This is a genomic window from Citrobacter freundii complex sp. 2025EL-00176 (assembly GCF_053309355.1).
In genome coordinates, this window is record NZ_JBRYHT010000008.1 from 15,188 (window position 1) to 37,327 (window position 22,140).

Genomic DNA, 22,140 nt, shown 5'->3' on the forward strand with positions numbered 1-22,140 from the left:
TACTTATTCCTCGATTTTACCGCCAGCAGCTTCGATAGCAGCACGAGCGCCTTTAGTAACACGCAGGCCACGAACAGTTACCGGAGTAGTGACTTCACCAGCCAGGATCACTTTCGCGAACTCGATCTGGATACCGATAATGTTAGCTGCTTTCAGCGTGTTCAGGTCTACAACACCGCCTTCAACTTTAGCCAGGTCAGACAGACGAACTTCGGCTGTAATCGCTGCTTTACGTGAAGTGAAGCCGAATTTCGGCAGACGACGGTACAGAGGCATCTGGCCACCCTCGAAACCGCGACGTACGCCACCGCCAGAACGAGACTTCTGACCTTTGTGACCACGACCACCGGTTTTACCGAGGCCAGAACCGATACCACGACCCAGGCGGCGAGCCGCTTTTTTAGAGCCTTCGGCCGGAGACAGAGTATTTAAACGCATCTCTTACTCCTCAACTTTAACCATGAAGGAAACCGCGTTGACCATACCACGAACAGCAGGAGTATCCTCGCGCTCTACGGTGTGACCAATACGACGCAGACCCAGGCCAAGCAGCGTTGCCTTGTGTTTCGGCAGACGACCGATTGCACTGCGGGTTTGAGTAATTTTAATAGTCTTTGCCATGGTTTATTTCCCCAGAATTTCTTCAACGGATTTACCACGCTTGGCAGCGACCATTTCCGGAGATTTCATATTTTCCAGACCGTCGATAGTTGCACGAACCACGTTAATCGGGTTGGTGGAACCATACGCTTTAGCCAGAACGTTACGAACTCCAGCGACTTCCAGAACGGCGCGCATTGCACCACCGGCGATGATACCGGTACCTTCGGAAGCCGGCTGCATGAATACACGAGAACCCGTGTGAGTACCCTTAACCGGGTGCTGCAGGGTGCCGTGGTTCAGCGCGACGTTAATCATATTGCGACGGGCTTTTTCCATCGCTTTCTGGATCGCTGCTGGAACTTCACGCGCTTTACCGTAACCAAAACCAACGCGACCGTTACCATCGCCAACTACAGTCAGAGCTGTGAAGGAGAAAATACGACCACCTTTAACGGTTTTAGATACGCGGTTTACCGCGATCAGCTTTTCCTGCAGTTCGCCAGCTTGTTTTTCGATGTGAGCCATCTTACACCTCTACCTTAGAACTGAAGGCCAGCTTCACGGGCAGCATCTGCCAGTGCCTGGACACGACCATGATATTGGAACCCGGAACGGTCAAAGGACACATCTTTGATGCCTTTTTCCAGAGCGCGTTCGGCGACAGCTTTACCCACAGCTGCTGCAGCGTCTTTGTTACCGGTGTACTTCAGTTGTTCAGCGATAGCTTTTTCTACAGTAGAAGCAGCTACCAGAACTTCAGAACCGTTCGGTGCAATTACCTGTGCGTAAATATGACGCGGGGTACGATGTACCACCAGGCGAGTTGCGCCCAGCTCTTTGAGCTTGCGGCGTGCGCGGGTCGCACGACGGATACGAGCAGATTTCTTATCCATAGTGTTACCTTACTTCTTCTTAGCCTCTTTGGTACGCACGACTTCGTCGGCGTAACGAACACCCTTGCCTTTGTAAGGCTCAGGACGACGGTAGGCGCGCAGATCTGCCGCAACCTGACCGATCAGCTGTTTATCAGCGCCTTTCAGCACGATTTCAGTCTGAGTCGGACATTCTGCAGTGATACCTGCCGGCAGCTGATGATCAACTGGATGAGAGAAACCTAAAGCCAGGTTTACTACATTCCCTTTGACCGCTGCACGATAACCTACACCAACCAGCTGCAGCTTCTTAGTGAAGCCTTCGGTAACACCGACAACCATTGCATTCAGCAGGGCACGCGCGGTACCAGCCTGAGCCCATCCATCTGCGTAACCATCACGCGGACCGAAGGTCAGTGCATTATCTGCATGATTTACTGCAACAGCATCGTTGAGAGTACGAGTCAGCTCGCCGTTTTTACCTTTGATCGTAATAACCTGACCGTTGATTTTTACATCAACGCCGGCAGGAATAACGACCGGTGCTTTAGCAACACGAGACATTTTTTCCTCCGATTAGGCTACGTAGCAGATAATTTCGCCACCAAGACCAGCCTGGCGCGCTGCACGATCAGTCATAACACCTTTAGAGGTAGAAACAACTGCGATACCCATGCCAGCCATAACCTTCGGCAGCTCGTCTTTACGCTTATAAATGCGCAGACCTGGGCGACTGACACGCTGAATGCTTTCTACAACAGCTTTACCCTGGAAATACTTAAGAGTAAGTTCCAGTTCCGGCTTGGTGTCGCCTTCAACTTTAAAATCTTCAATAAAACCTTCTTCCTTCAGCACGTTGGCAATTGCCACTTTCAGCTTGGAGGAAGGCATGGTGACCGCAGCTTTATTCGCGGCCTGACCGTTACGGATACGGGTCAGCATATCCGCGATCGGATCTTGCATGCTCATCTGTCTTTACTCCCGTGATTCAATTGGTAATTACCAGCTAGCCTTTTTCAAGCCTGGTACTTCACCGCGCATAGCGGCTTCACGCAGTTTGATACGGCTCAACCCGAACTTGCCCACATAGCCATGCGGACGACCTGTTTGACGGCAGCGGTTACGCTGACGGGACGGGCTGGAATCACGCGGCAGAGACTGCAGCTTCAGAACTGCGTTCCAACGATCTTCGTCGGTCGCGTTCACATCAGAGATAATAGCTTTCAGTTCAGCGCGTTTTGCGAAGTACTTATCAGCTAAAGCTACGCGCTTTACTTCGCGTGCTTTCATTGATTGCTTAGCCATTCAGTAACCCTACCTTACTTGCGGAACGGGAAGTCAAAGGCAGCCAGCAGAGCACGGCCTTCTTCGTCAGATTTCGCAGTAGTGGTAATGGTAATATCCAAACCACGCACGCGGTCGACTTTATCGTAGTCGATTTCTGGGAAGATGATCTGCTCACGGACACCCATGCTGTAGTTACCACGACCATCGAATGACTTAGCGGACAGGCCACGGAAGTCACGGATACGTGGAACAGCAATAGTGATCAGACGCTCAAAGAACTCCCACATGCGTTCGCCACGCAGAGTTACTTTACAGCCGATCGGATAGCCCTGACGGATTTTGAAGCCTGCAACTGATTTGCGTGCTTTGGTGATCAGCGGTTTTTGACCGGAGATTGCTGTCAGGTCAGCTGCTGCGTTATCCAGCAGTTTCTTGTCAGCGATCGCTTCACCAACACCCATGTTCAGGGTGATCTTCTCGACCCGAGGGACTTGCATGACAGAATTGTAGTTAAACTCAGTCATGAGTTTAGCGACTACTTCGTCTTTGTAGTAATCATGCAGTTTCGCCATCGTACTACTCCAAATTACTTGATAGTTTCGCTGTTAGATTTGAAGAAACGGACTTTTTTGCCGTCTTCGAATCTAAAGCCTACACGGTCAGCCTTGCCGGTTGCCGCGTTGAAGATAGCAAGGTTAGAGATCTGAATAGCTGCTTCTTTCTCTACAATGCCGCCTGGTTGGTTCAGGGCCGGAACCGGCTTCTGATGTTTCTTAACCAGGTTGATACCTTCAACAATGACCTTGCCGGAAGACAGGACATTCTTAACTTTACCGCGTTTACCTTTATCTTTACCGGTTAACACGATAACTTCGTCATCACGACGGATCTTCGCTGCCATGATTCGCTCCTTAGAGTACTTCTGGTGCCAGAGAGATAATTTTCATGAACTTCTCGTTACGAAGTTCACGAGTTACCGGCCCAAAAATACGCGTACCGATAGGTTGCTCGCTGTTATTGTTTAAAATAACGCATGCATTACCATCGAAGCGAATGACAGAACCGTCCGGGCGACGAACACCCTTCTTGGTGCGCACCACTACCGCCTTCAGCACATCACCTTTTTTGACCTTACCACGCGGAATTGCTTCCTTGATGGTGATCTTGATGATATCGCCGACGCCTGCGTAGCGACGGTGCGAGCCACCCAGAACCTTGATACACATTACGCGACGTGCACCGGAGTTGTCGGCGACGTTCAGCATAGTCTGTTCTTGGATCATTTTAGTGCTCCGCTAATGTCAACTACTACTGAGACCCGAAAATCAGGTCGTTAAAAAAGCCCCATATCGGGGGCGCGGCATTATAACACCGCTCAAACGATATGGGTAGAAAAAATAAACGGCTCATCGCTGAGCCGTTTATTCGTTGAGAATGCCTACTGTATTACAGAACGGCTTTCTCTACAACGCGAACCAGCGTCCAGGACTTAGTCTTGGACAGCGGACGGCATTCGCGGATTTCAACCACGTCACCAGTACCGCATTCGTTGTTCTCGTCATGTACGTGCAGTTTGGTCGTACGCTTAATGAATTTACCGTAGATCGGGTGTTTCACAAAACGTTCGATAGCAACAACGATGGATTTCTCCATTTTATCGCTAACAACGCGACCTTGCAGAGTACGGATTTTATCGGTCATTACGCACCCGCCTTCTCAGTCAGTAAAGTCTTAACGCGTGCGACATCACGACGCACTTGCTTCAACAGGTGAGACTGTTGCAGCTGGCCACTTGCAGCCTGCATACGCAGGTTGAACTGCTCACGCAGCAGATTCAGCAGCTCGGTGTTCAGCTCTTCAACACTCTTCTCACGCAGCTCTTTTGCTTTCATTACATCACCGTCTTAGTTACAAAGGTGGTTTTAATCGGCAGTTTCGCTGCTGCCAGCTTGAATGCTTCACGGGCCAGCTCTTCCGGTACGCCGTCCATTTCATACAGGACTTTACCCGGCTGAATCAAGGCAACCCAATACTCCACGTTACCTTTACCTTTACCCATACGCACTGCCAGCGGCTTTTCAGTGATCGGTTTGTCCGGGAATACACGGATCCAGATCTTACCTTGACGCTTAACTGCACGGGTCATAGCACGACGTGCTGCTTCGATCTGACGGGCAGTCAGACGACCACGGCCAACAGCTTTCAGACCGAAGCTGCCGAAGCTAACATCCGCGCCAGCAGCCAGACCGCGGTTACGGCCTTTGTGCATTTTACGGAATTTTGTACGCTTTGGTTGTAACATCAGCGACGCTCCTTATTTACGGCCTTTACGCTGCTGCTTTTTAGGTTGCGCAGCCGGTTTTTCCGGTTGTTCAACAGCAGCCATACCACCCAGGATCTCGCCTTTGAAGATCCACACTTTAACGCCGATTACACCGTAAGTGGTGTGCGCTTCAGAGGTGTTGTAGTCGATGTCAGCACGCAGAGTGTGCAGCGGTACGCGACCTTCGCGGTACCATTCGGTACGTGCGATTTCCGCGCCGCCCAGACGGCCGCTAACTTCAACTTTAATACCTTTAGCGCCCAGACGCATTGCGTTCTGTACAGCACGCTTCATAGCACGACGGAACATAACGCGACGTTCCAGCTGAGAAGTGATGCTGTCAGCAACCAATTTTGCGTCCAGTTCAGGCTTACGCACTTCGGCGATATTGATCTGGGCAGGAACGCCAGCAATATCAGCTACGACTTTGCGCAGTTTTTCTACGTCTTCGCCTTTCTTACCGATAACGATACCCGGGCGAGCAGTGTGAATGGTCACACGGATGCTCTTAGCCGGACGCTCGATAACGATACGAGATACAGACGCTTTAGCCAGTTCCTTAGTCAGGTACTGACGTACTTTAAAATCGCTGTCCAGGTTGTCAGCGAATTCTTTGGTGTTCGCAAACCAGGTTGAGTTCCATGGTTTTACAATACCCAGGCGAATACCATTAGGATGTACTTTCTGACCCATTGCTAGTCTCCAGAGTCTCAGCGATCGGACACAACCACAGTAATGTGGCTGGTGCGCTTCAGGATGCGATCTGCACGACCTTTTGCACGCGGCATAATGCGCTTCATGCTCGGGCCTTCGTCTACGAAAATTTTCGTAACTTTCAGATCGTCAATGTCAGCGCCATCGTTGTGTTCAGCGTTAGCAATGGCAGATTCCAGGACTTTCTTAACCAATACAGCCGCTTTCTTATTGGTGTAGGTCAGAATATCCAGAGCCTGCGACACTTTCTTACCGCGAATCAGGTCTGCAACAAGGCGAACCTTCTGAGCAGAAGAACGAGCATGGCGATGTTGAGCTAAAGTTTCCATCTCTTCCTCCTACCTTATTTCTTCTTCGCTTTTTTATCAGCAGCGTGGCCGCGATAAGTACGAGTCGGTGCGAATTCACCCAGTTTGTGACCGACCATTTCGTCGGAAACAAATACCGGAACGTGCTGACGACCATTATGGACAGCGATGGTCAAACCGATCATGTTAGGAAAGATCGTTGAACGACGGGACCAAGTGCGCAGGGGCTTCTTGTCTCCGCTTTCCACCGCTTTCTCTACCTTCTTCAGCAAGTGCAGGTCAATAAAAGGACCTTTCTTGAGAGAACGTGGCATGGCTTATCCTCTAAAATTATTTGCTACGGCGACGTACGATGAATTTATCAGTACGCTTGTTGCTGCGGGTCTTCTTACCTTTGGTCTGAACGCCCCACGGGGTTACCGGGTGCTTACCAAAGTTACGACCTTCACCACCACCATGTGGGTGATCGACTGGGTTCATCGCAGTACCACGAACGGTAGGACGAACACCACGCCAGCGTGCAGCACCTGCTTTACCCAGAACGCGCAGCATATGCTCAGCATTGCCAACTTCGCCCAGAGTTGCACGGCAGTCTGCTTCGACTTTACGCATTTCACCAGAACGCAGACGCAGGGTGACATAAGCACCATCACGAGCAACGATCTGAACGTAAGTACCAGCGGAACGTGCCAGCTGACCGCCTTTACCTGGTTTCATTTCTACGTTATGAACGGTAGAACCAACCGGGATATTGCGCATCGGCAGGGTGTTACCTGCTTTGATTGCAGCATCAACGCCAGATTGAATCTGGTCGCCAGCTTTCAGGCCTTTAGGGGCCAGGATGTAACGGCGTTCACCGTCTTTGTACAGAACCAGCGCGATGTTCGCGGAGCGGTTCGGATCGTACTCAAGACGTTCAACAACTGCTGGGATACCGTCTTTGTTGCGTTTGAAGTCAACAATACGATAAGCCTGCTTGTGACCACCACCGATGTGACGAGTGGTGATACGGCCATTGTTGTTACGACCACCGGATTTGCTGTTTTTTTCAACCAGCGGAGCAAAAGGTTTGCCCTTGTGCAGCTCTGGGTTGACCACTTTAACAACGTGGCGACGACCCGGAGATGTCGGTTTACATTTAACAACTGCCATTGTATTACTCCTCCGACTTACTCAGCGCCGCCGACGAAGTCCAGATTCTGGCCTTCCTTCAGGGTGACGTAAGCTTTTTTCCAGTCGCTACGACGACCGATACGCTGTCCGTGACGTTTAACTTTCCCTTTAACTACCAGGGTGTTAACGACTTCGACTTCGACTTCAAACAGTTTCTGCACAGCAGCTTTGATTTCTGCTTTGGTCGCGTCTTTAGCAACTTTGAGAACGATGGTGTTAGTTTTTTCCATCGCAGTAGACGCTTTTTCAGAAACGTGCGGTGCGCGAAGCACCTTCAGCAGACGTTCTTCACGAATCATGCCAGCATCTCCTCAACTTGCTTAACAGCATCAGCAGTCATTACGACTTTGTCGAAGGCGATCAGGCTAACCGGGTCGATACCAGTTGCATCGCGTACGTCAACCTTGTGCAGGTTGCGCGCAGCCAGGAACAGGTTTTCGTCCAGCTCACCGGTGATGATCAGCACATCTTCCAGAGCCATGTCTTTCAGTTTCTGTGCCAGCAGCTTAGTTTTAGGCGCTTCTACAGAGAATGATTCGACAACGATCAGACGATCCTGACGTACCAGTTCGGACAGAATGCTTTTCAGCGCGCCGCGGTACATCTTTTTGTTAACTTTTTGACTGTGGTCCTGTGGACGAGCAGCGAAGGTCACGCCACCTGAACGCCAGATCGGGCTCTTGATAGAACCTGAACGCGCACGGCCGGTACCTTTCTGGCGCCACGGCTTTTTGCCTGAACCAGTTACTTCAGCACGAGTCTTCTGAGCACGAGTACCCTGACGAGCACCAGCTGCATAAGCAACAACAACCTGGTGAACCAGCGCTTCGTTGAAATCACGACCGAAGGTAGTTTCGGAAACAGTCAGCGCGCTCTGCGCGTCTTTCAATACTAATTCCATTGCTATCCCCTTACGCCTTCACAGCTGGTTTAACGATCAGGTCGCAACCGGTCGCACCCGGAACACCACCTTTAACCAGCAGCAGGTTGCGCTCAGCGTCAACACGTACTACGTCCAGGCTCTGAACGGTTACACGTTCGTTGCCCAGTTGACCTGCCATTTTCTTGCCTTTGAACACTTTGCCCGGAGTCTGGTTCTGACCGATAGAACCCGGAACGCGGTGAGACAAGGAGTTACCGTGAGTAGCGTCCTGGGTACGGAAGTTCCAGCGCTTAACGGTACCAGCGAAACCTTTACCTTTAGAGGTACCGGTTACGTCAACTTTTTTAACGTCAGCAAACAGTTCAACGCTAATGTTCTGACCAACGGTGTATTCTTCACCATCTGCCAGACGGAACTCCCACAGGCCGCGGCCAGCTTCTACGCCAGCTTTAGCAAAGTGGCCAGCTTCCGGCTTAGTTACACGGTTAGCTTTTTTAGCACCGGTGGTAACCTGAACAGCGCGGTAGCCGTCGTTAGCCAGATCTTTAACCTGAGTAACGCGGTTTGCTTCAACTTCGATAACGGTTACTGGGATAGAGACGCCATCTTCAGTGAAGATGCGGGTCATACCCACTTTTTTACCGACTAAACCAATCATTGTATCAACCTCTCAATCGCTCGATGACCTGATTAACCCAGGCTGATCTGCACGTCTACACCGGCAGCCAGGTCCAGACGCATCAGAGCATCAACGGTTTTTTCAGTTGGCTCAACGATGTCAACCAGACGCTTGTGAGTACGGATCTCGTACTGATCACGCGCGTCTTTGTTAACGTGCGGGGAGATCAGAACGGTGAAACGCTCTTTGCGGGTCGGCAGCGGGATCGGACCACGAACCTGCGCACCAGTGCGCTTGGCAGTCTCGACGATTTCCGCGGTTGATTGATCGATCAGACGATGATCAAACGCTTTCAAACGGATACGGATTCTTTGGTTCTGCATGAGACCAGAGCTCCAATTATTTTATAGACGAAATAGTTACTCCTCAAACCCATTACGATTGATGGGAGAGTGTAACCGTTCTTACAGAGTTCCCCGATTGGGAACATTGTCTGGTATTGCTTTCGCAGTACCGGTGGCTCATATCGAACCGCTGTCAATATTAGACAAGCCCGCGCATTATACGCATTCAGTGGAGCATTGCAAGCGAACTGTGTTGATAATAACCAGATCGCTTCTGCGCATGCTTATTGTTCTATTTCAGCCATTGCCTGCTTTACCCGAGCCTTTAAATCGGCATGATCCGTGGCGTCTTCAGGTGCTGGATTCTGCCTGTCAACTACGCTCTCCTCATGGGCCTCATTCTGCTCATCAGTCTCTTCTTCCGTTTCTACTACCGCCGGAAGAGGGATTTTCTTATAAAGATAATGCTCCTGCGAAAGCACATAATTAGGGTTAGCTAATTCCGCCATCTGAACTGGTGCCCGTTGGGATTGGAAATAACTCCCCATAACCACCCAGAACGCAGCGAAGAGAAACCAGCTGCAACTACACAGCCCATACCCTCCAATGACGCGGGCAAAGTGCCACCAGCAGCGAGGTTCACATACTGCGGATAGTTGTTGACCCCGGCAATATAACTGAAACATTAATGCCCTTCTCCTTCCACAATAAGTTTGGGGCTTTCATCCAACGCCTGCCATAGTTTAATAAGCGAAAGTTGTCCGGCGATACCATCAGCAGTCAGTCCATTTTGTACCTGAAACTGACGAATTTTCTCCACCAACAATGCCGACCATTCTCCCGATTCATCGGCTTCAACGTTAAGTACTCGGCTAAGCATGGCATCAAGCCAGATAATATCTTCGACGCTACTTTTTTTCGTAATCGAGGTTTTCCCTTCCGGCGTCGTTTTCCTCATGATTGTATAATTGCCATTCCAAACCGTAGAGAACCACGCCAGCCTGAGATGCCAGGTCCTTTTCCCTGCCAGGGCGATCACATTTTCATCTCTGAAACCGATGACGACCACGGGGATCTTTTTATCTGCCACCTGCAGTTGAGCAATCCAGGGTAGTCCCTGATTTTTCAATTGATCTAACGTAGTCACACCAGATTCGCACATTAAATCGCCTCGCCATGCCTGATCGCACCATGCTTCTTTTTTATCGGTTTCATAACCCCAAACCTCGAACAGCAATTGAGTGGCGTCATTGACTGTCATTATTTTATCGCCAAGATCCACAGACTTTGGGAGGATCCCGGTCCTGTCAGCAAAAATATTACGCGGCAATTCCGGCAATAAAGGGGATAAGAGCGCCCCGTTTTTCCATCCTGCAAACCAACATGTTCCGGCAATAAGAATAAGTGCAGATGCGGTGAGAACTCGCCGGCGAGGCGTCGGTAAGCAACGCAGCACCCATTTGCGCTGTTTTCGGCTGAATCGGCCAACGTCGATATCTTCTGCTTGTAGCGCCTGACGAATACACCATCCTGCCCGTGCCAATAATCGCCGTTCTCCGCGAGTGCTCCGCATAATTCTGCGTATAAAATGGGATGGAAGCTGATTAATCGCAGTGAGATCAATACCAGCATGGTGGGCAATCACCTGCCGGGCTTCGTCAATGCCGGGAGCGGGAATGGTCACCCATGATGGGTGTCTATAGTGTAATTTTCGTCGTTGTCGAGAGGTAAACATCCCTACAGTGAGAATATGCACCCCTGGTATTTGTGCTTTACCTTGCTGGATGAACTCTGCAAGCCCGTGTTTTATCCCGTGCGCATTTTCAAGAATAATCAGCAAGGATTCAGCGGTATTCGTTATTACCGTCGAACATAGCTCGGACCAGAGTGATGTCACAGGGAAAATACATCCAACCAAATTATTGTTTGGCTGATTATCATAAACAAGCGTCCAATCCCACCGGTAGCCATTCGTGTTGATAGGGTTTAGAATAATTGTCCGCCCTGGGAATCGTTCAGCAATACCGTAAGCCAACACGGTTTTCCCAGATGATTTCTCCCCATGTAGCACAGCCCATCGTTCACGCTGCAATTCGGCAATCATATAACGAATAAGAATACATTCTCTTTCTGTATGAATATAAGCGAAATCATCCATGATTTATCATGCTCGTCTAAATGAATAATGTCATTATTCCTAAGTTAACCACACCAAATACAAACAACTTGTCATCGTGTTGCGACGATCATATTATTCATTCCATTAGCAAATAAAACAATTACATTCGAATATTCTAACCATATTTAATCCGATACTTATGTTAACACCTAAATATTTTCTGAAAAACGTGCTAGCAGGCCGTATTCTATTTATTATCGTTATATTTATTAGCGCTATTATCTCTTTTTATTTTATTTACTCCACCTATATTAATTGGAGTAAAAATAAAAACTATGTATATAAAATAAAAGCAGATAATCCACAACGTCAGGAATTGCCGCCCCTGAAGTTATCTGCTCAACCATTGGGTGCCACAACGCAGCCAGCCCGTCGTCAGCATACTGTCGACGCGTTGTCAGGAATCAAGTTAAGCGGAATTATTGTTAGCACCAATAAATCTGCCTCCCGCGCGATTGTCAAAGAGGGAGGACAGCAAGCCAGTTATACGCTTAACCAGCCCCTCAACTCCTCTCCTGACTCGCGTATTACCGCTATCGATAAAAATCAGGTGACGTTTGACCATCAGGGACAGGAAGTCCGGCTGACGCTCCTCGAGGAATTACCCTCTTCGAGGCCGCAGGACAAAAAAGAGGACGCCAGTACCCACCAGCAGTTTGCGTTGGCGGACTTTATCGCAACCAGCACCGTTCAGGAAAAAAACACACTACGCGGGTTACGTCTTTTACCCCGAGATAAAACACATTCATTCACTGGAACCGAGCTGCTGCCCGGTGACATTGCCGTGCGTATTAATAACCTCTCATTAACGCAGCAAGCCGATCTTAATCAGGCGCAGGAAGCGCTGAGTCGTCTGCAAATGGCGCAGTTCACCGTGGTGCGCAACTCGCTTCCCCGTTTAGTTAATGTTTCAGTAAATCAGTTCAAGGATGTTAAGGAAAACTAAATGAATGGACTCTTCCCCCGTTGCCGTCTGGCCGGGGTTTCATTAATGCTGCTACTGGCAACCGCCAGCGCGCCGGCGATGCCGGCTGATTATACCGCCAACTTTAACGGCGCGGATATTAAGACATTTGTTGATATTGTTGGGCAGAATATCGGTAAAACCATTCTCCTTGCCCCTGATGTCAGCGCGACCATCTCGGTCAGAAGCACTGACTCTTTCACCGAAGAGGAATACTACCAGTTTTTCCTTAGCGTGCTTGATTTATATGGTTTTTCCCTCGTCACACTTGACAACGGCATTCTCAAAGTCGTGCGTTCTGACAAAATTAAAATGGTGCCGGGCCGGCTCTCCAGTGACGCACAGCCCGGCAAGGGCGATGAACTGATCACCCGCGTGGTATCGCTAAATAACGTACCGGCTCGCGCGCTGGCCCCGCTGTTGCGTCAGATGCTAGACGCTAGCAATACTGGAAACGTTGTCCACTACGAAGCATCTAACGTGCTAATCCTAACCGGGAAAGCCGCCACCGTTAATCGCCTGCTTGAGGTGGCAAAGCGAGTGGACAGTATGGGTGCAGAAAAAAACCAGATCATTTCGCTAAAATATGCTTCTGCCGTCGATCTCGCCGAAGTGCTCACCGAACTGTCGCGCGAGAACGGCAAAGATGCTAAACCAGCTACGTTGCAAACACGAATTGTCGCCGACAAGCGCAGCAATACCTTGATTGTGAGTGGTTCGGATCGAGCCCGTGCAAAAATCATGCAGCTCGCTTCGCATCTCGATACGCAGGAGCAAGGACAGGGTAATACGCGCGTCTGGTATCTGAAATATGCCAAAGCAGACAAGCTAGTTGAAGTCCTGACGGGAGTTTCGCAGAAACTAAAAGATGAGAGCGGGTCCGCAACAAAATCGGGTGGCAACACCTCCAGCAGCAGTAATAACGATATATCTATCAGCGCAGACGAACAGACCAATTCGCTGGTCATCACCGCCAACCAAAGCCAACTCCAGCAACTGGCTCCAGTAATTGAAAAACTGGATATTCGTCGCGCTCAAGTACTGGTCGAAGCCATTATTGTCGAAGTCCAGGATGGCAAAGGTTTGAATCTTGGCGTGCAGTGGGCCAATAAAAACGTCGGCGCAACCCAGTTTACCAATACCGGCCTGCCAATCTTCAACGCCGCACAAGGCGTCAGGGAGTTTAAAAAGCAGGGAGGCATCACCAGTGATAACCCAGCCTACGACCTGTTCAGCGAGTTTAATGGTCTTGCAGCAGGTTTCTTCAGCGGCGACTGGGGTGTGCTGCTGACGGCAATCAGTTCAGACAGTAAAAATGACATATTATCCACCCCTAGTATTGTCACACTTGATAATAAAGAAGCGTCGTTTAACGTCGGCCAGGATGTGCCAGTGCTATCCGGTTCCCAAACCACCTCCGGTGATAATATTTACAGTACCGTTGAACGTAAAACAGTGGGAACCAAGCTGAAGGTTACGCCGCAAATCAACGAGGGTGACTCGGTATTGATGGAGATTGAACAGGAGGTGTCGAGCGTTGATTCCTCAGCAAACTCGTCTGATCTCGGGCCAACCTTCAATACCCGCACCATCCAGAACGCGGTGCTGGTAAAAAGTGGCGAAACGGTCGTACTGGGGGGATTAATGGACGACTCCAGTAAAGAAACAATCGAAAAAGTTCCGTTCCTCGGCGATATTCCATTGGTCGGGCAACTGTTTCGCTACACCGATAATGAAAAAAGCAAACGTAATCTGATGGTCTTTATTCGCCCAACGATCATTCGGGATGACGATGTATACCATTCCTTATCGCAGGAAAAATATACACGTTTCAAGACGATGCAAAAAGAACGCGCAGAGAAGAGCAGTAAGCTGCTGATCGGCGTTGATAACATTGATTCGCTGGATAACTCATCAAAATGAAACAGCGAATCTGGCTAAAAGCACAACAACGCGGCGTAGCGATCCACAACGGCGAAGTCATCTACGCTGACAACACGCCGCTTGATCATTTGCTTGATGCAGCGATATTAACGACAGCGGACTGTACCTTTCGTCGTCTTTCCCCACAACAGTTTGATGAACAGCTGGAGCTAATCTTCCAGCAGGACAGCGGCACAGCACAACTGATTGCCGAAGGGATGAATAATGTCGACGATCTCAACGCGCTTTCAGAAGAGATACCGACCAACGAAGATCTGCTCAACGAGCAGTCCGATGCGCCGGTTATTCGCTTGATTAACGCGGTATTAAACGAGGCTATCAAAGAACACGCCTCAGATATCCATATTGAGATCTTCGAAAAAACGATGAGCATTCGTTTTCGCGTGGATGGTGTATTGCGTCCCGTCGTGCAGCCAAACAAGAAGCTGGCCACGTTGCTAATCTCTCGCATTAAGGTAATGGCCAGGCTGGATATCGCTGAAAAACGCCTCCCGCAGGATGGTCGTATCACCTTAAAAATTGGTAATCGCAACGTTGATGTTCGCGTCTCGACCCTGCCTTCACAGCACGGTGAGCGGGTAGTGCTGCGTCTGCTGGATAAGAGCAGTTTGCGCCTGTCGATCGATAAACTTGATATGTCACGCGATGACGCGCAGGCGCTTAAGCAACTCATCACCCTGCCGCACGGCATTATTCTGGTCACCGGGCCAACGGGCTCCGGTAAAAGCACCACACTCTATGCCATTCTGTCAGCGCTGAATCATCCTGAGCGCAATATCCTGACCGTTGAAGACCCTATTGAATACGAGCTGGAAGGCGTCGGCCAGACCCAGGTCAACAGCCGCGTGGATATGTCGTTTGCCCGTGGACTGCGTGCTATCTTACGCCAGGATCCGGACGTTGTGATGGTCGGCGAGATCCGCGACGCTGAAACCGCCCAAATTGCAGTACAGGCGTCATTAACCGGCCATCTCGTCCTCTCCACGCTACACACCAACAGCGCCAGCGGCGCAATCACACGTCTGCGCGATATGGGCATTGAATCTTTCCTGCTGTCTTCCTCGCTGGTCGGCGTCATCGCCCAGCGTCTGGTCAGATGTCTGTGCAATGAATGTAAATCTACCCGCCTCATAACCCCGCAGGAACAGCAGCTGCTGGATACGCACGATATATCCGCGCCTCAGATGTGGCAAGCCAACGGTTGTCCAGCCTGCCGACAGAGTGGTTATCAGGGACGTCTGGCGATACACGAAATACTGACTGTCGGCCCGGAAATTCGCGCCGCCATTCATGGTGAGTTCAATGAGCAACGTCTGGAGCTGCTACAGGGTCAACGGCACAGAAACCTGCTGGCTAATGGCCTGCGCGTTGCCGTAGAGGGGCTTACGTCACTGGAGGAAATTCTGCGGGTCACCGCAGAGAGGGAGCAGCCGCTGGAGACTGAACAATGAAATTTTCCTGGCAAGCAACCGATCTGCAAGGAAAGCCCGCTAAAGGCATCGTTGAAGCCAATAGCGAACGTGAAGTGGTGACGTTCTTACGTACCCAAGGGCTGCTGCCGCTCGTCATCAAACCACAGCAAAAGTCGTTCTCGATCCCTCTTTTTGGCCCCCGACTCAGCCACAGCGACTTAACCCTCTTCACCCGCCAACTGGCGACGCTGATTTCGGCAGCTTTACCGCTGGACGAGGCCCTGGCGATCATTCAGCAACAAAAAGAAAATAAAAACCTGTCTGCTATCATTAATGAACTGCGTCTGGCAGTCCTCGAGGGGCAATCGTTATCCAGCGCAATGCAGAGCCATCCTCATCTGTTTGATTCCGTATTCTGCACCCTGGTTAAGGCCGGAGAAACCGTCGGACAGCTGGGTGCCGTTCTGGAGCGATTAGCTGATTTTAATGACACCCGCCAGCGAATGCGCAGCAAACTGACGCAAGCGCTGATTTATCCAACACTACTGACCACCGTCGCGATCCTCGTTGTCACCATTCTGCTGACCACCGTAGTGCCCAAAGTGACGGCGCAATTCATCCATCTCAAGCATGAATTACCGCTGACAACGCGCATTCTGTTGGCCATCAGTCATTTCCTGTCCACCTTTGGTCCGGGAATTTTTCTCCTCATCGTGGCGTTATTCATCATATTTTCATACTGGCTACGGCGTAAGGGAAACCGCCTGCGTTTTCATCGCTTCCTGATGACGTTTACGTTTACCACCTCTCTGGTCTGTGCGATTAACAGCGCCCGCTATTTGCGCGCCCTGAGCATACTGAACAACAGCGGCGTACCGCTTTTACAGGGGATGACGCTCTCTGCGGAGGGCGTCGGTAACCTCGCTATCCGCCAAAGGCTCAGTGAAGCAGCGGAGAGCGTACGCCAGGGTAACAGTATTCACCGCTCGTTAGCGCAAACTGCCATTTTTCCGACCATGATGCTGTACATGATCGCATCAGGTGAAAAAAGCGGCGAACTGGGCGAGTTGATGCAGCGAGCAACGGACAATCAGGAAAACCATTTGCAAAACCGGATTGCCCTGGCGCTGGCGATTTTTGAACCCTCTCTGATTGTCATCATGGCCATGATTGTCCTCTTTATCGTGGTGTCAGTCATGCAACCTATTCTGCAACTCAATACATTAATGAACTAAGGAAGGTCTATGGAAAAGCCAATAAACAATAAACAGCGTGGCTTTACGCTGATGGAACTGATGGTGGTGATTGTCATTCTCGGTGTTCTGGCAAGCCTGGTGGTACCGAACCTGATGGGCAATAAAGATCGCGCCGATCGCCAGAAAGCCGTCACCGATATCGTCGCGCTTGAGAATGCGCTGGATATGTACAAACTGGACAACCACCGATATCCCACGACTGAACAGGGAATGGAAGCCTTAGTCACCGCTCCAACGCTGGCGCCACTGGCTGAAAACTACAGTACGGATGGCTATATTCGCCGACTCCCGAACGACCCTTGGGGTAATGACTACATACTTATTAGCCCTGGCGAGCATGGCGCAGTCGATATCACCTCTGCCGGCCCCGACGGCGAAGCTGGCACGGCGGATGATATCAATAACTGGGATAACGATAAAAAATCACGCTGAACATGAAACAGCAACAGGGATTCACATTGCTGGAAGTTTTGCTGGTGATCGTCATCATCGCCATGATGGCGGCAGGCGTTATCGCTTCGCAAAACTCGCGCCTGAGCGCCACGGGAAGGCTCTCTCAACAGGCTGAAGCGTTCCGTCAGCAAGTTGAGTATGCCGCCGACTGGGCGCTACTGGAAAAATCCGCTATAGGCCTGAGAATAACACGTGAGGGCTGGTCCCTCTGGCAGTTAAAAAAAACGGCCACTGGCGGCAAGACATGGCAAGAGGTAGCGCACCATGAGGCGTTACGACTGGCGGGAGACTGGCAAAGCTCGCGTAAGCCAATCATCATCCCGGCACCTGATGCCAATCTGCCGCAAGTCTTTATCACGCCCGATGGCGAGATAACGCCTTTTACGCTGAGCTTCAGGGATGAAGACAATGTCAGACTTATCGACATACAAAGCACGGGCAGCCTACCTTTAATCATCACGCTTAGTGGAAAGAAAAAATGAACGCTAAGCAAAGCGGCATGCTGCTGCTGGAAGTTTTATTAGCCATGACGATATTCGCCACCGCGATTTTGGCGCTGATAACAAGCATGCAGTGGCAGCTTACGGCCATTCAGACCATGCAACAGGAAACGCTGGCGTTATGGAGCGCGGATAATACGCTCATTAATGCTCGTGAAAGTCAGTTGAGCACGGACAAAGGGACCGATCGACAAAATGCGCTCAGCCTTAGCTGGCAAATGACCGCCACGACGTCCGACGTCTCGCAAATTCGGCAGCAACAGGTTGTCGTGACCCAACCGGATGGCCGGATCTCATCCCTTTCAGGATGGTCTCCTGTAGAGCAAGATCAGGAGGGTAGTAAGTGAAGCGTGCTCAGTGCGGGTTTACTCTGCTGGAGGTAATGCTCGCCATCGTGATTCTTTCAACCCTGAGTTTTCTGGCCGCCAGCGTTTTTTCCCAGGCAATGGAACAGTATCAACGGGCACAAAACCTGACGCAAAAATTCAATGCGCTACAACGAACGGATCTGCTACTTGGCAATGATTTAATGCAACTGGTACCCAGAAAAAACCGCCAGACCAACCAGGTCTTCCAGTCTGAAACTGACGGTATGATCTTCAGCACGCAGTCGTTGGGCATCGACGCGGCGACACGGCCGCAATCCAGGCTGATTACCGTCCACTGGTATCTGCAGGACGGCGTTTTATTCCGTGCAGTCCGCACCGCACCGGACAGCAAAGAAGAACGAGCGCCGAGGCCAATGCTGGAAGGTGTTACCCACTTCACGGCCAGAATACAGAATTCAGAGGATGGCAGCATCCCTGCGCAAGCAAGAGTAATACTTGAGTTCAAGTCCAGCGAACAAGTACGTCGTGATTACGTTTTGCCGGACTGGTTCCCTACGCGTCAGCAGGCCAGCGAAACCGCCGGAGCGGCAAAATGAAAAATGAACGCGGTTCGGCATTACTGATCACATTATTAATCCTGGCGCTAATGGCCGCACTGGCGGCCGAATTAACCCTCAGCTTTCAGACGCAGTTGCAAAGAAGCCGTCGGGTCAACGCCAGTCTGCAGGCAAAATTCGCCCTGCTTTATGCAGAAGCGCAGGCCGCTGCTGGCCTGCAATCCGAGTTGCTCACCCCAGGAAAGGGGTCGGATGGAAGCACTGAGCTTAGTGAAGATACAACGGTTTTCTGGCGAGCAGAAGACCAGCAACATTGCTTTAATCTTAACGCGCTGCTCAACGCGCCAACGGAACCGCTCGCCACAGCGCCCTATGTAATTCAGGTATTCTCCGCATTACTGGAAAAAAACAACGTCGAAGGTGCACAGGCGGAAGAGATTATCCAGTCGTTGGCAGATTACATCGACGACGATAGTACCAAACGTGTGCACGGCGCAGAGGATGAGTATTATCAGCGAAGTGAAGACAAAGGACTTGCCGCCAACCAGCTATTGCTGAGCGCCAGCGAGGTACGTCAGGTACACGGCATGACGGAGACAATTTTTCAGAATCTGTCGCCATTTATCTGTGCGCAATTTAGCAACGTGATATCCATCAATATCAATACCCTAACGGAGCAGGATGCTCCACTGCTGTCAGCGCTTTTCCTGAATGAAATTAGTGATAACGACGCAAAAACGTTATTACGTAAACGACCAACGGACGGCTGGGCGACCGTCGACGCGTTTATATATCAGGCGCAGCAAGACTATTCCGCGACGAAAGAATTAGTGGATTCACTCAAAAAGATGCTTGCCGTTAGCAGCCAGTATTACCGTATCAGCGCCACGGTCCATCAGGGCGATCTCAGCATCGGCATGAATAGCTGGCTCTTTTATAACGAGAAAAACAAAACACTCAGGACTTACCTGCGCCAGTTAACCGCTGGCGAAGAGGAATAAAAAGGAATTTTAATGGCATTCTCGACGTTGGTAATACATCCCATCTCAGGCTCGCTGGAATGGTCAATTCATGATGAGCGCGGCTGCGGCGAAATACAGCGAATCCCCGCAGGAGAGTCGCTGTCCGCACTGCCGCGCCAACCGGCTATTCAGCAGACCCATCTTCTTTTGCCCGTGGAGATGGCCATCTTCAGAAAGCTGGAGATCCCCTCATCAGGATATGTGTTAACACCACAAAAGTTACAATGGCTGGCCGATGAAACGCTGGATGAATCATCAACTGCCCTGCACTGGACAATTATCCAGCAGCAGGACAGCGATGTATGGGTCGCTGGCATTGAGCCATGTCAGCTTGAAGCTCAACTTCTACCGTTCACTACCGCAGGGATAAAAATCACCCACGCCACACTGGATGCCCTGTGCCTGCCAATAACAGACGAGGGATGGACGGTGCTAAAAGATGAAGAGGGTTGGTTAGTACGCCCTCATGCAGGCCGCGGTTCGCGACTTAATGAACACTGGCTCACTCATCTGCTTGCTCACTACGCGCCGAAGCACCTGACCTGTTACGGTAGCCTGCCAGACTCGAATACCCGAGGTAATACCTACCCGGAGCAGTCCATTCTGTCGGTATACACCCCGGCGACAACAATCAACCTGCTACACGGTCATCTACGTTTGCCCATGGTTTCCCAACCAGGAACCATGCGCCTTAAACGTCTGGCGTTGGGATGTGTGCTGGCGCTGACTATAATGCCGCTGATCTCGCAAATACTCCTCTACACCCAATTACACTGGCTTGAGCAACAATTGACGACCGCTCTTACCCAGAATTGGCACAGCTATATTCCCGAAAACAGGCACAGCGCAAATCTGCGAACGTATCTGCCAAAACAGTTGCAACAGCGCTTTCCCGCCCCTGCCATTCTCCTGCAGCGCCTGCAAAAAGGGATGGACAGTTTTCCGCAACTGGCGCTGAAAGGCATAAATTACGATCAACAACGCAAATCTCTGCAGATTTTTATGTATGCCAGCGATAAAAATCAGATTGAGCAGTTTATCACCGCCAACGCAACGGGGCTGCCCTTACAGATTGAGAAGCAAGATCAGGGACTGTGGACATTACGCTATGAATAAACGTATCAGGGAGTGGCTACAACAGAAAAACCCAACCGAACGGCGAGTCGCTATTATGCTGTTCTTCCTCTGTGTCGCCACATTTTACGGGTGCGGGTTATATCTTCCCCTCAGCCGCACCGTGGATGTCCTCCAGGCCCGCTGCGATAAGCTGCAACAGGACCTGATCTGGCTGGATAAACAGGCCCGAATCCGGGGGGTGCTACCGCAACGTTCACCCTCAGCGCCAGTCGCCAATGTGATTAAAAAGGAGGCTGAACAATCGGGGCTCACCATCACGCTCACGCAAAACCAGAGTGGCGGACTGGACGTTACCGCTGACAGTATTAACGCTGGAGCCTTTGCTGAGTGGCTCAATCGCCTGCAAAGAGAGCATAGCCTGGGCGTTGAGATTCTCGAATTTCACGCCAGTCCAGCCAGTGCCGGCAATATTACACTGAACAAAATGACGTTAAAGGCGACCGCTAATGATAAGCGCTGAAACAGGTATGTTCTTTGTGGCGATCGGCCTGATTGCAGGAAGTACGATGGGAATGCTCACTTATCGTCTACCGTTGATGATTACGCATGAAGAAAATCCAGCTAAAGCTGGCACTACGCTGAACTTATGGTTTCCCGGGTCACACTGCTGTCACTGCCGACAACCTTTGCGCTGGTTCGACAATATCCCATTGTTGAGCTGGCTCTGGCTACGTGGGAGGTGCCGCTATTGCGGAAAAACGGTTTCACTTCGTTATCTGCTGTCGGAGCTAATTTGCGCCATTATCGCTCCACTTTGTTACCTGCTCCACCCTAATGATATCGGATTGGCTCTGGCACTGTTCCTCTATTTCTGGTTTGCGCTGGCCTTGTGTATTATCGATTTACGCCATTTGCTATTACCCGATAAACTCACCCTGCCGCTGATATGGTGCGGTCTGGTCTTCAATGCTTGCACCGGATTCATCGACTGTCACGATGCCATACTCGGCGCAGTCGCAGGATATGCCACACTCTGGTTGGTTAACCAAATAGTCAGGTTAGCGTATAGAAAAGAGGGGATTGGTTATGGCGATTTCAAACTTTTCGCGGCGACCGGAGCCTGGAGCGGCTGGCAAAGTCTGCCCTATATTTTGTACATCGCAGCCATTGCAGGCATCATTTACGGCTTGCTGGCGATGCTTCGTGCCCGACGCAGGGTCTCCATCATCCCCTTTGGGCCCGCACTGGCCTTGAGTGGATGGGGATACTTCTGCTGGATGTCCGGATCGTAGATACAGGAAGGACCGACGTCCTTCCTTAA

General features: G+C 50.7%; 35 protein-coding genes. 12 read left to right on the forward strand and 23 right to left on the reverse strand.

Annotation, left to right across the window (positions count from 1 at the left end; genetic code table 11):
• Nucleotides 1-3: 3 nt before the first annotated feature.
• The 23 genes from rplO to ACVXHP_RS15860 all read right to left on the reverse strand — a co-directional run bounded on the left by rplO (nt 4) and on the right by ACVXHP_RS15860 (nt 11,284).
• Nucleotides 4-438, reverse strand: coding sequence for a 50S ribosomal protein L15 (rplO, locus tag ACVXHP_RS15750; RefSeq protein ID WP_003031132.1), 435 nt, complete (start codon nt 436-438; stop codon nt 4-6).
• Between the two features lie 3 nt (nt 439-441).
• On the reverse strand, nt 442-621 hold the full coding sequence (rpmD, locus tag ACVXHP_RS15755; protein ID WP_001140434.1) for a 50S ribosomal protein L30: 180 nt from the start codon (nt 619-621) through the stop codon (nt 442-444).
• A gap of 3 nt (nt 622-624) precedes the next feature.
• Nucleotides 625-1,128 carry a 30S ribosomal protein S5 gene (rpsE, locus tag ACVXHP_RS15760; protein WP_003031131.1) on the reverse strand — a complete coding sequence of 168 codons (504 nt, stop codon included), beginning with the start codon at nt 1,126-1,128 and terminating at the stop codon, nt 625-627.
• Nucleotides 1,129-1,142: 14 nt separating this feature from the next.
• Complete coding sequence (rplR, locus tag ACVXHP_RS15765; RefSeq protein WP_000358956.1) at nt 1,143-1,496, reverse strand: 50S ribosomal protein L18; 354 nt, start codon at nt 1,494-1,496, stop codon at nt 1,143-1,145.
• A 9-nt stretch (nt 1,497-1,505) separates the two neighbouring features.
• The gene (gene rplF / locus ACVXHP_RS15770) at nt 1,506-2,039 is read right to left on the reverse strand and encodes a 50S ribosomal protein L6 (protein WP_006687355.1); all 534 of its coding nucleotides are present in this window, start codon (nt 2,037-2,039) and stop codon (nt 1,506-1,508) included.
• 12 nt (nt 2,040-2,051) lie between these two features.
• Nucleotides 2,052-2,444 (reverse strand): 30S ribosomal protein S8, encoded by a 393-nt coding sequence (gene rpsH / locus ACVXHP_RS15775; RefSeq protein ID WP_003031127.1) that lies wholly within the window; start codon nt 2,442-2,444, stop codon nt 2,052-2,054.
• Nucleotides 2,445-2,474: 30 nt separating this feature from the next.
• Nucleotides 2,475-2,780 (reverse strand): 30S ribosomal protein S14, encoded by a 306-nt coding sequence (rpsN, locus tag ACVXHP_RS15780; protein ID WP_003031125.1) that lies wholly within the window; start codon nt 2,778-2,780, stop codon nt 2,475-2,477.
• A gap of 14 nt (nt 2,781-2,794) precedes the next feature.
• Complete coding sequence (gene rplE / locus ACVXHP_RS15785) at nt 2,795-3,334, reverse strand: 50S ribosomal protein L5 (RefSeq protein ID WP_003031123.1); 540 nt, start codon at nt 3,332-3,334, stop codon at nt 2,795-2,797.
• A 14-nt stretch (nt 3,335-3,348) separates the two neighbouring features.
• Nucleotides 3,349-3,663 (reverse strand): 50S ribosomal protein L24, encoded by a 315-nt coding sequence (gene rplX / locus ACVXHP_RS15790; RefSeq protein ID WP_003031122.1) that lies wholly within the window; start codon nt 3,661-3,663, stop codon nt 3,349-3,351.
• Nucleotides 3,664-3,673: 10 nt separating this feature from the next.
• Nucleotides 3,674-4,045 (reverse strand): 50S ribosomal protein L14, encoded by a 372-nt coding sequence (rplN, locus tag ACVXHP_RS15795; RefSeq protein WP_000613954.1) that lies wholly within the window; start codon nt 4,043-4,045, stop codon nt 3,674-3,676.
• Nucleotides 4,046-4,208: 163 nt separating this feature from the next.
• On the reverse strand, nt 4,209-4,463 hold the full coding sequence (rpsQ, locus tag ACVXHP_RS15800) for a 30S ribosomal protein S17 (RefSeq protein WP_003031120.1): 255 nt from the start codon (nt 4,461-4,463) through the stop codon (nt 4,209-4,211).
• Nucleotides 4,463-4,654 carry a 50S ribosomal protein L29 gene (gene rpmC, locus ACVXHP_RS15805; protein ID WP_000644742.1) on the reverse strand — a complete coding sequence of 64 codons (192 nt, stop codon included), beginning with the start codon at nt 4,652-4,654 and terminating at the stop codon, nt 4,463-4,465. The genes rpsQ and rpmC overlap by 1 nt, the downstream gene beginning before the upstream one ends.
• A complete protein-coding gene (gene rplP / locus ACVXHP_RS15810; protein ID WP_000941208.1) occupies nt 4,654-5,064 on the reverse strand; it encodes a 50S ribosomal protein L16 in 411 nt (136 codons plus the stop codon). The genes rpmC and rplP overlap by 1 nt, the downstream gene beginning before the upstream one ends.
• 12 nt (nt 5,065-5,076) lie before the next feature.
• On the reverse strand, nt 5,077-5,778 hold the full coding sequence (rpsC, locus tag ACVXHP_RS15815; protein ID WP_000529945.1) for a 30S ribosomal protein S3: 702 nt from the start codon (nt 5,776-5,778) through the stop codon (nt 5,077-5,079).
• A gap of 17 nt (nt 5,779-5,795) precedes the next feature.
• The gene (gene rplV, locus ACVXHP_RS15820) at nt 5,796-6,128 is read right to left on the reverse strand and encodes a 50S ribosomal protein L22 (RefSeq protein WP_000448832.1); all 333 of its coding nucleotides are present in this window, start codon (nt 6,126-6,128) and stop codon (nt 5,796-5,798) included.
• 14 nt (nt 6,129-6,142) lie between these two features.
• Complete coding sequence (gene rpsS, locus ACVXHP_RS15825; protein WP_001138115.1) at nt 6,143-6,421, reverse strand: 30S ribosomal protein S19; 279 nt, start codon at nt 6,419-6,421, stop codon at nt 6,143-6,145.
• Nucleotides 6,422-6,437: 16 nt separating this feature from the next.
• On the reverse strand, nt 6,438-7,259 hold the full coding sequence (gene rplB, locus ACVXHP_RS15830) for a 50S ribosomal protein L2 (RefSeq protein ID WP_000301869.1): 822 nt from the start codon (nt 7,257-7,259) through the stop codon (nt 6,438-6,440).
• 17 nt (nt 7,260-7,276) lie between these two features.
• Entirely contained in the window at nt 7,277-7,579 is a 303-nt protein-coding gene (gene rplW, locus ACVXHP_RS15835; RefSeq protein ID WP_000617546.1) for a 50S ribosomal protein L23, read from the reverse strand.
• The gene (rplD, locus tag ACVXHP_RS15840; protein WP_003031119.1) at nt 7,576-8,181 is read right to left on the reverse strand and encodes a 50S ribosomal protein L4; all 606 of its coding nucleotides are present in this window, start codon (nt 8,179-8,181) and stop codon (nt 7,576-7,578) included. Before rplD ends, rplW begins: the two co-directional genes overlap by 4 nt.
• A gap of 10 nt (nt 8,182-8,191) precedes the next feature.
• On the reverse strand, nt 8,192-8,821 hold the full coding sequence (gene rplC / locus ACVXHP_RS15845; RefSeq protein ID WP_003031117.1) for a 50S ribosomal protein L3: 630 nt from the start codon (nt 8,819-8,821) through the stop codon (nt 8,192-8,194).
• Nucleotides 8,822-8,853: 32 nt separating this feature from the next.
• Entirely contained in the window at nt 8,854-9,165 is a 312-nt protein-coding gene (gene rpsJ / locus ACVXHP_RS15850) for a 30S ribosomal protein S10 (protein ID WP_001181005.1), read from the reverse strand.
• Nucleotides 9,166-9,410: 245 nt separating this feature from the next.
• Nucleotides 9,411-9,635 (reverse strand): hypothetical protein, encoded by a 225-nt coding sequence (locus tag ACVXHP_RS15855; RefSeq protein WP_316130511.1) that lies wholly within the window; start codon nt 9,633-9,635, stop codon nt 9,411-9,413.
• 176 nt (nt 9,636-9,811) lie between these two features.
• Nucleotides 9,812-11,284 (reverse strand): peptidoglycan-binding domain-containing protein, encoded by a 1,473-nt coding sequence (locus ACVXHP_RS15860; RefSeq protein ID WP_447571796.1) that lies wholly within the window; start codon nt 11,282-11,284, stop codon nt 9,812-9,814.
• Between the two features lie 160 nt (nt 11,285-11,444).
• On the opposite strand from ACVXHP_RS15860, the gene gspC reads away from it, so the two are divergent.
• From gspC to ACVXHP_RS15920, 12 genes are read left to right on the forward strand one after another with little or no spacing between them, the layout of a single operon-like run.
• Nucleotides 11,445-12,251, forward strand: coding sequence for a type II secretion system protein GspC (gene gspC, locus ACVXHP_RS15865; protein ID WP_447571797.1), 807 nt, complete (start codon nt 11,445-11,447; stop codon nt 12,249-12,251).
• On the forward strand, nt 12,252-14,192 hold the full coding sequence (gspD, locus tag ACVXHP_RS15870) for a type II secretion system secretin GspD (protein ID WP_447571798.1): 1,941 nt from the start codon (nt 12,252-12,254) through the stop codon (nt 14,190-14,192).
• On the forward strand, nt 14,189-15,664 hold the full coding sequence (gspE, locus tag ACVXHP_RS15875) for a type II secretion system ATPase GspE (RefSeq protein WP_447571799.1): 1,476 nt from the start codon (nt 14,189-14,191) through the stop codon (nt 15,662-15,664). The genes gspD and gspE overlap by 4 nt, the downstream gene beginning before the upstream one ends.
• Complete coding sequence (gspF, locus tag ACVXHP_RS15880; protein WP_316130515.1) at nt 15,661-16,860, forward strand: type II secretion system inner membrane protein GspF; 1,200 nt, start codon at nt 15,661-15,663, stop codon at nt 16,858-16,860. Before gspE ends, gspF begins: the two co-directional genes overlap by 4 nt.
• 9 nt (nt 16,861-16,869) lie before the next feature.
• Entirely contained in the window at nt 16,870-17,313 is a 444-nt protein-coding gene (gspG, locus tag ACVXHP_RS15885) for a type II secretion system major pseudopilin GspG (protein ID WP_316130517.1), read from the forward strand.
• A gap of 2 nt (nt 17,314-17,315) precedes the next feature.
• Entirely contained in the window at nt 17,316-17,816 is a 501-nt protein-coding gene (gene gspH / locus ACVXHP_RS15890) for a type II secretion system minor pseudopilin GspH (RefSeq protein ID WP_316130518.1), read from the forward strand.
• Nucleotides 17,813-18,181, forward strand: a complete 369-nt coding sequence (gene gspI / locus ACVXHP_RS15895) for a type II secretion system minor pseudopilin GspI (protein ID WP_447571800.1) — start codon at nt 17,813-17,815, stop codon at nt 18,179-18,181. The genes gspH and gspI overlap by 4 nt, the downstream gene beginning before the upstream one ends.
• Nucleotides 18,178-18,759: a PulJ/GspJ family protein gene (locus ACVXHP_RS15900; RefSeq protein WP_316130520.1), complete on the forward strand. Its 582-nt coding sequence runs from the start codon at nt 18,178-18,180 to the stop codon at nt 18,757-18,759. The genes gspI and ACVXHP_RS15900 overlap by 4 nt, the downstream gene beginning before the upstream one ends.
• Nucleotides 18,756-19,721: a type II secretion system minor pseudopilin GspK gene (gene gspK, locus ACVXHP_RS15905; RefSeq protein ID WP_447571801.1), complete on the forward strand. Its 966-nt coding sequence runs from the start codon at nt 18,756-18,758 to the stop codon at nt 19,719-19,721. Before ACVXHP_RS15900 ends, gspK begins: the two co-directional genes overlap by 4 nt.
• A gap of 12 nt (nt 19,722-19,733) precedes the next feature.
• Nucleotides 19,734-20,858: a type II secretion system protein GspL gene (gene gspL, locus ACVXHP_RS15910; protein WP_447571802.1), complete on the forward strand. Its 1,125-nt coding sequence runs from the start codon at nt 19,734-19,736 to the stop codon at nt 20,856-20,858.
• Complete coding sequence (gene gspM, locus ACVXHP_RS15915) at nt 20,851-21,339, forward strand: type II secretion system protein GspM (RefSeq protein WP_316130523.1); 489 nt, start codon at nt 20,851-20,853, stop codon at nt 21,337-21,339. The genes gspL and gspM overlap by 8 nt, the downstream gene beginning before the upstream one ends.
• A complete protein-coding gene (locus tag ACVXHP_RS15920; RefSeq protein ID WP_316130524.1) occupies nt 21,326-22,111 on the forward strand; it encodes a prepilin peptidase in 786 nt (261 codons plus the stop codon). Before gspM ends, ACVXHP_RS15920 begins: the two co-directional genes overlap by 14 nt.
• Nucleotides 22,112-22,140 lie beyond the last annotated feature (29 nt).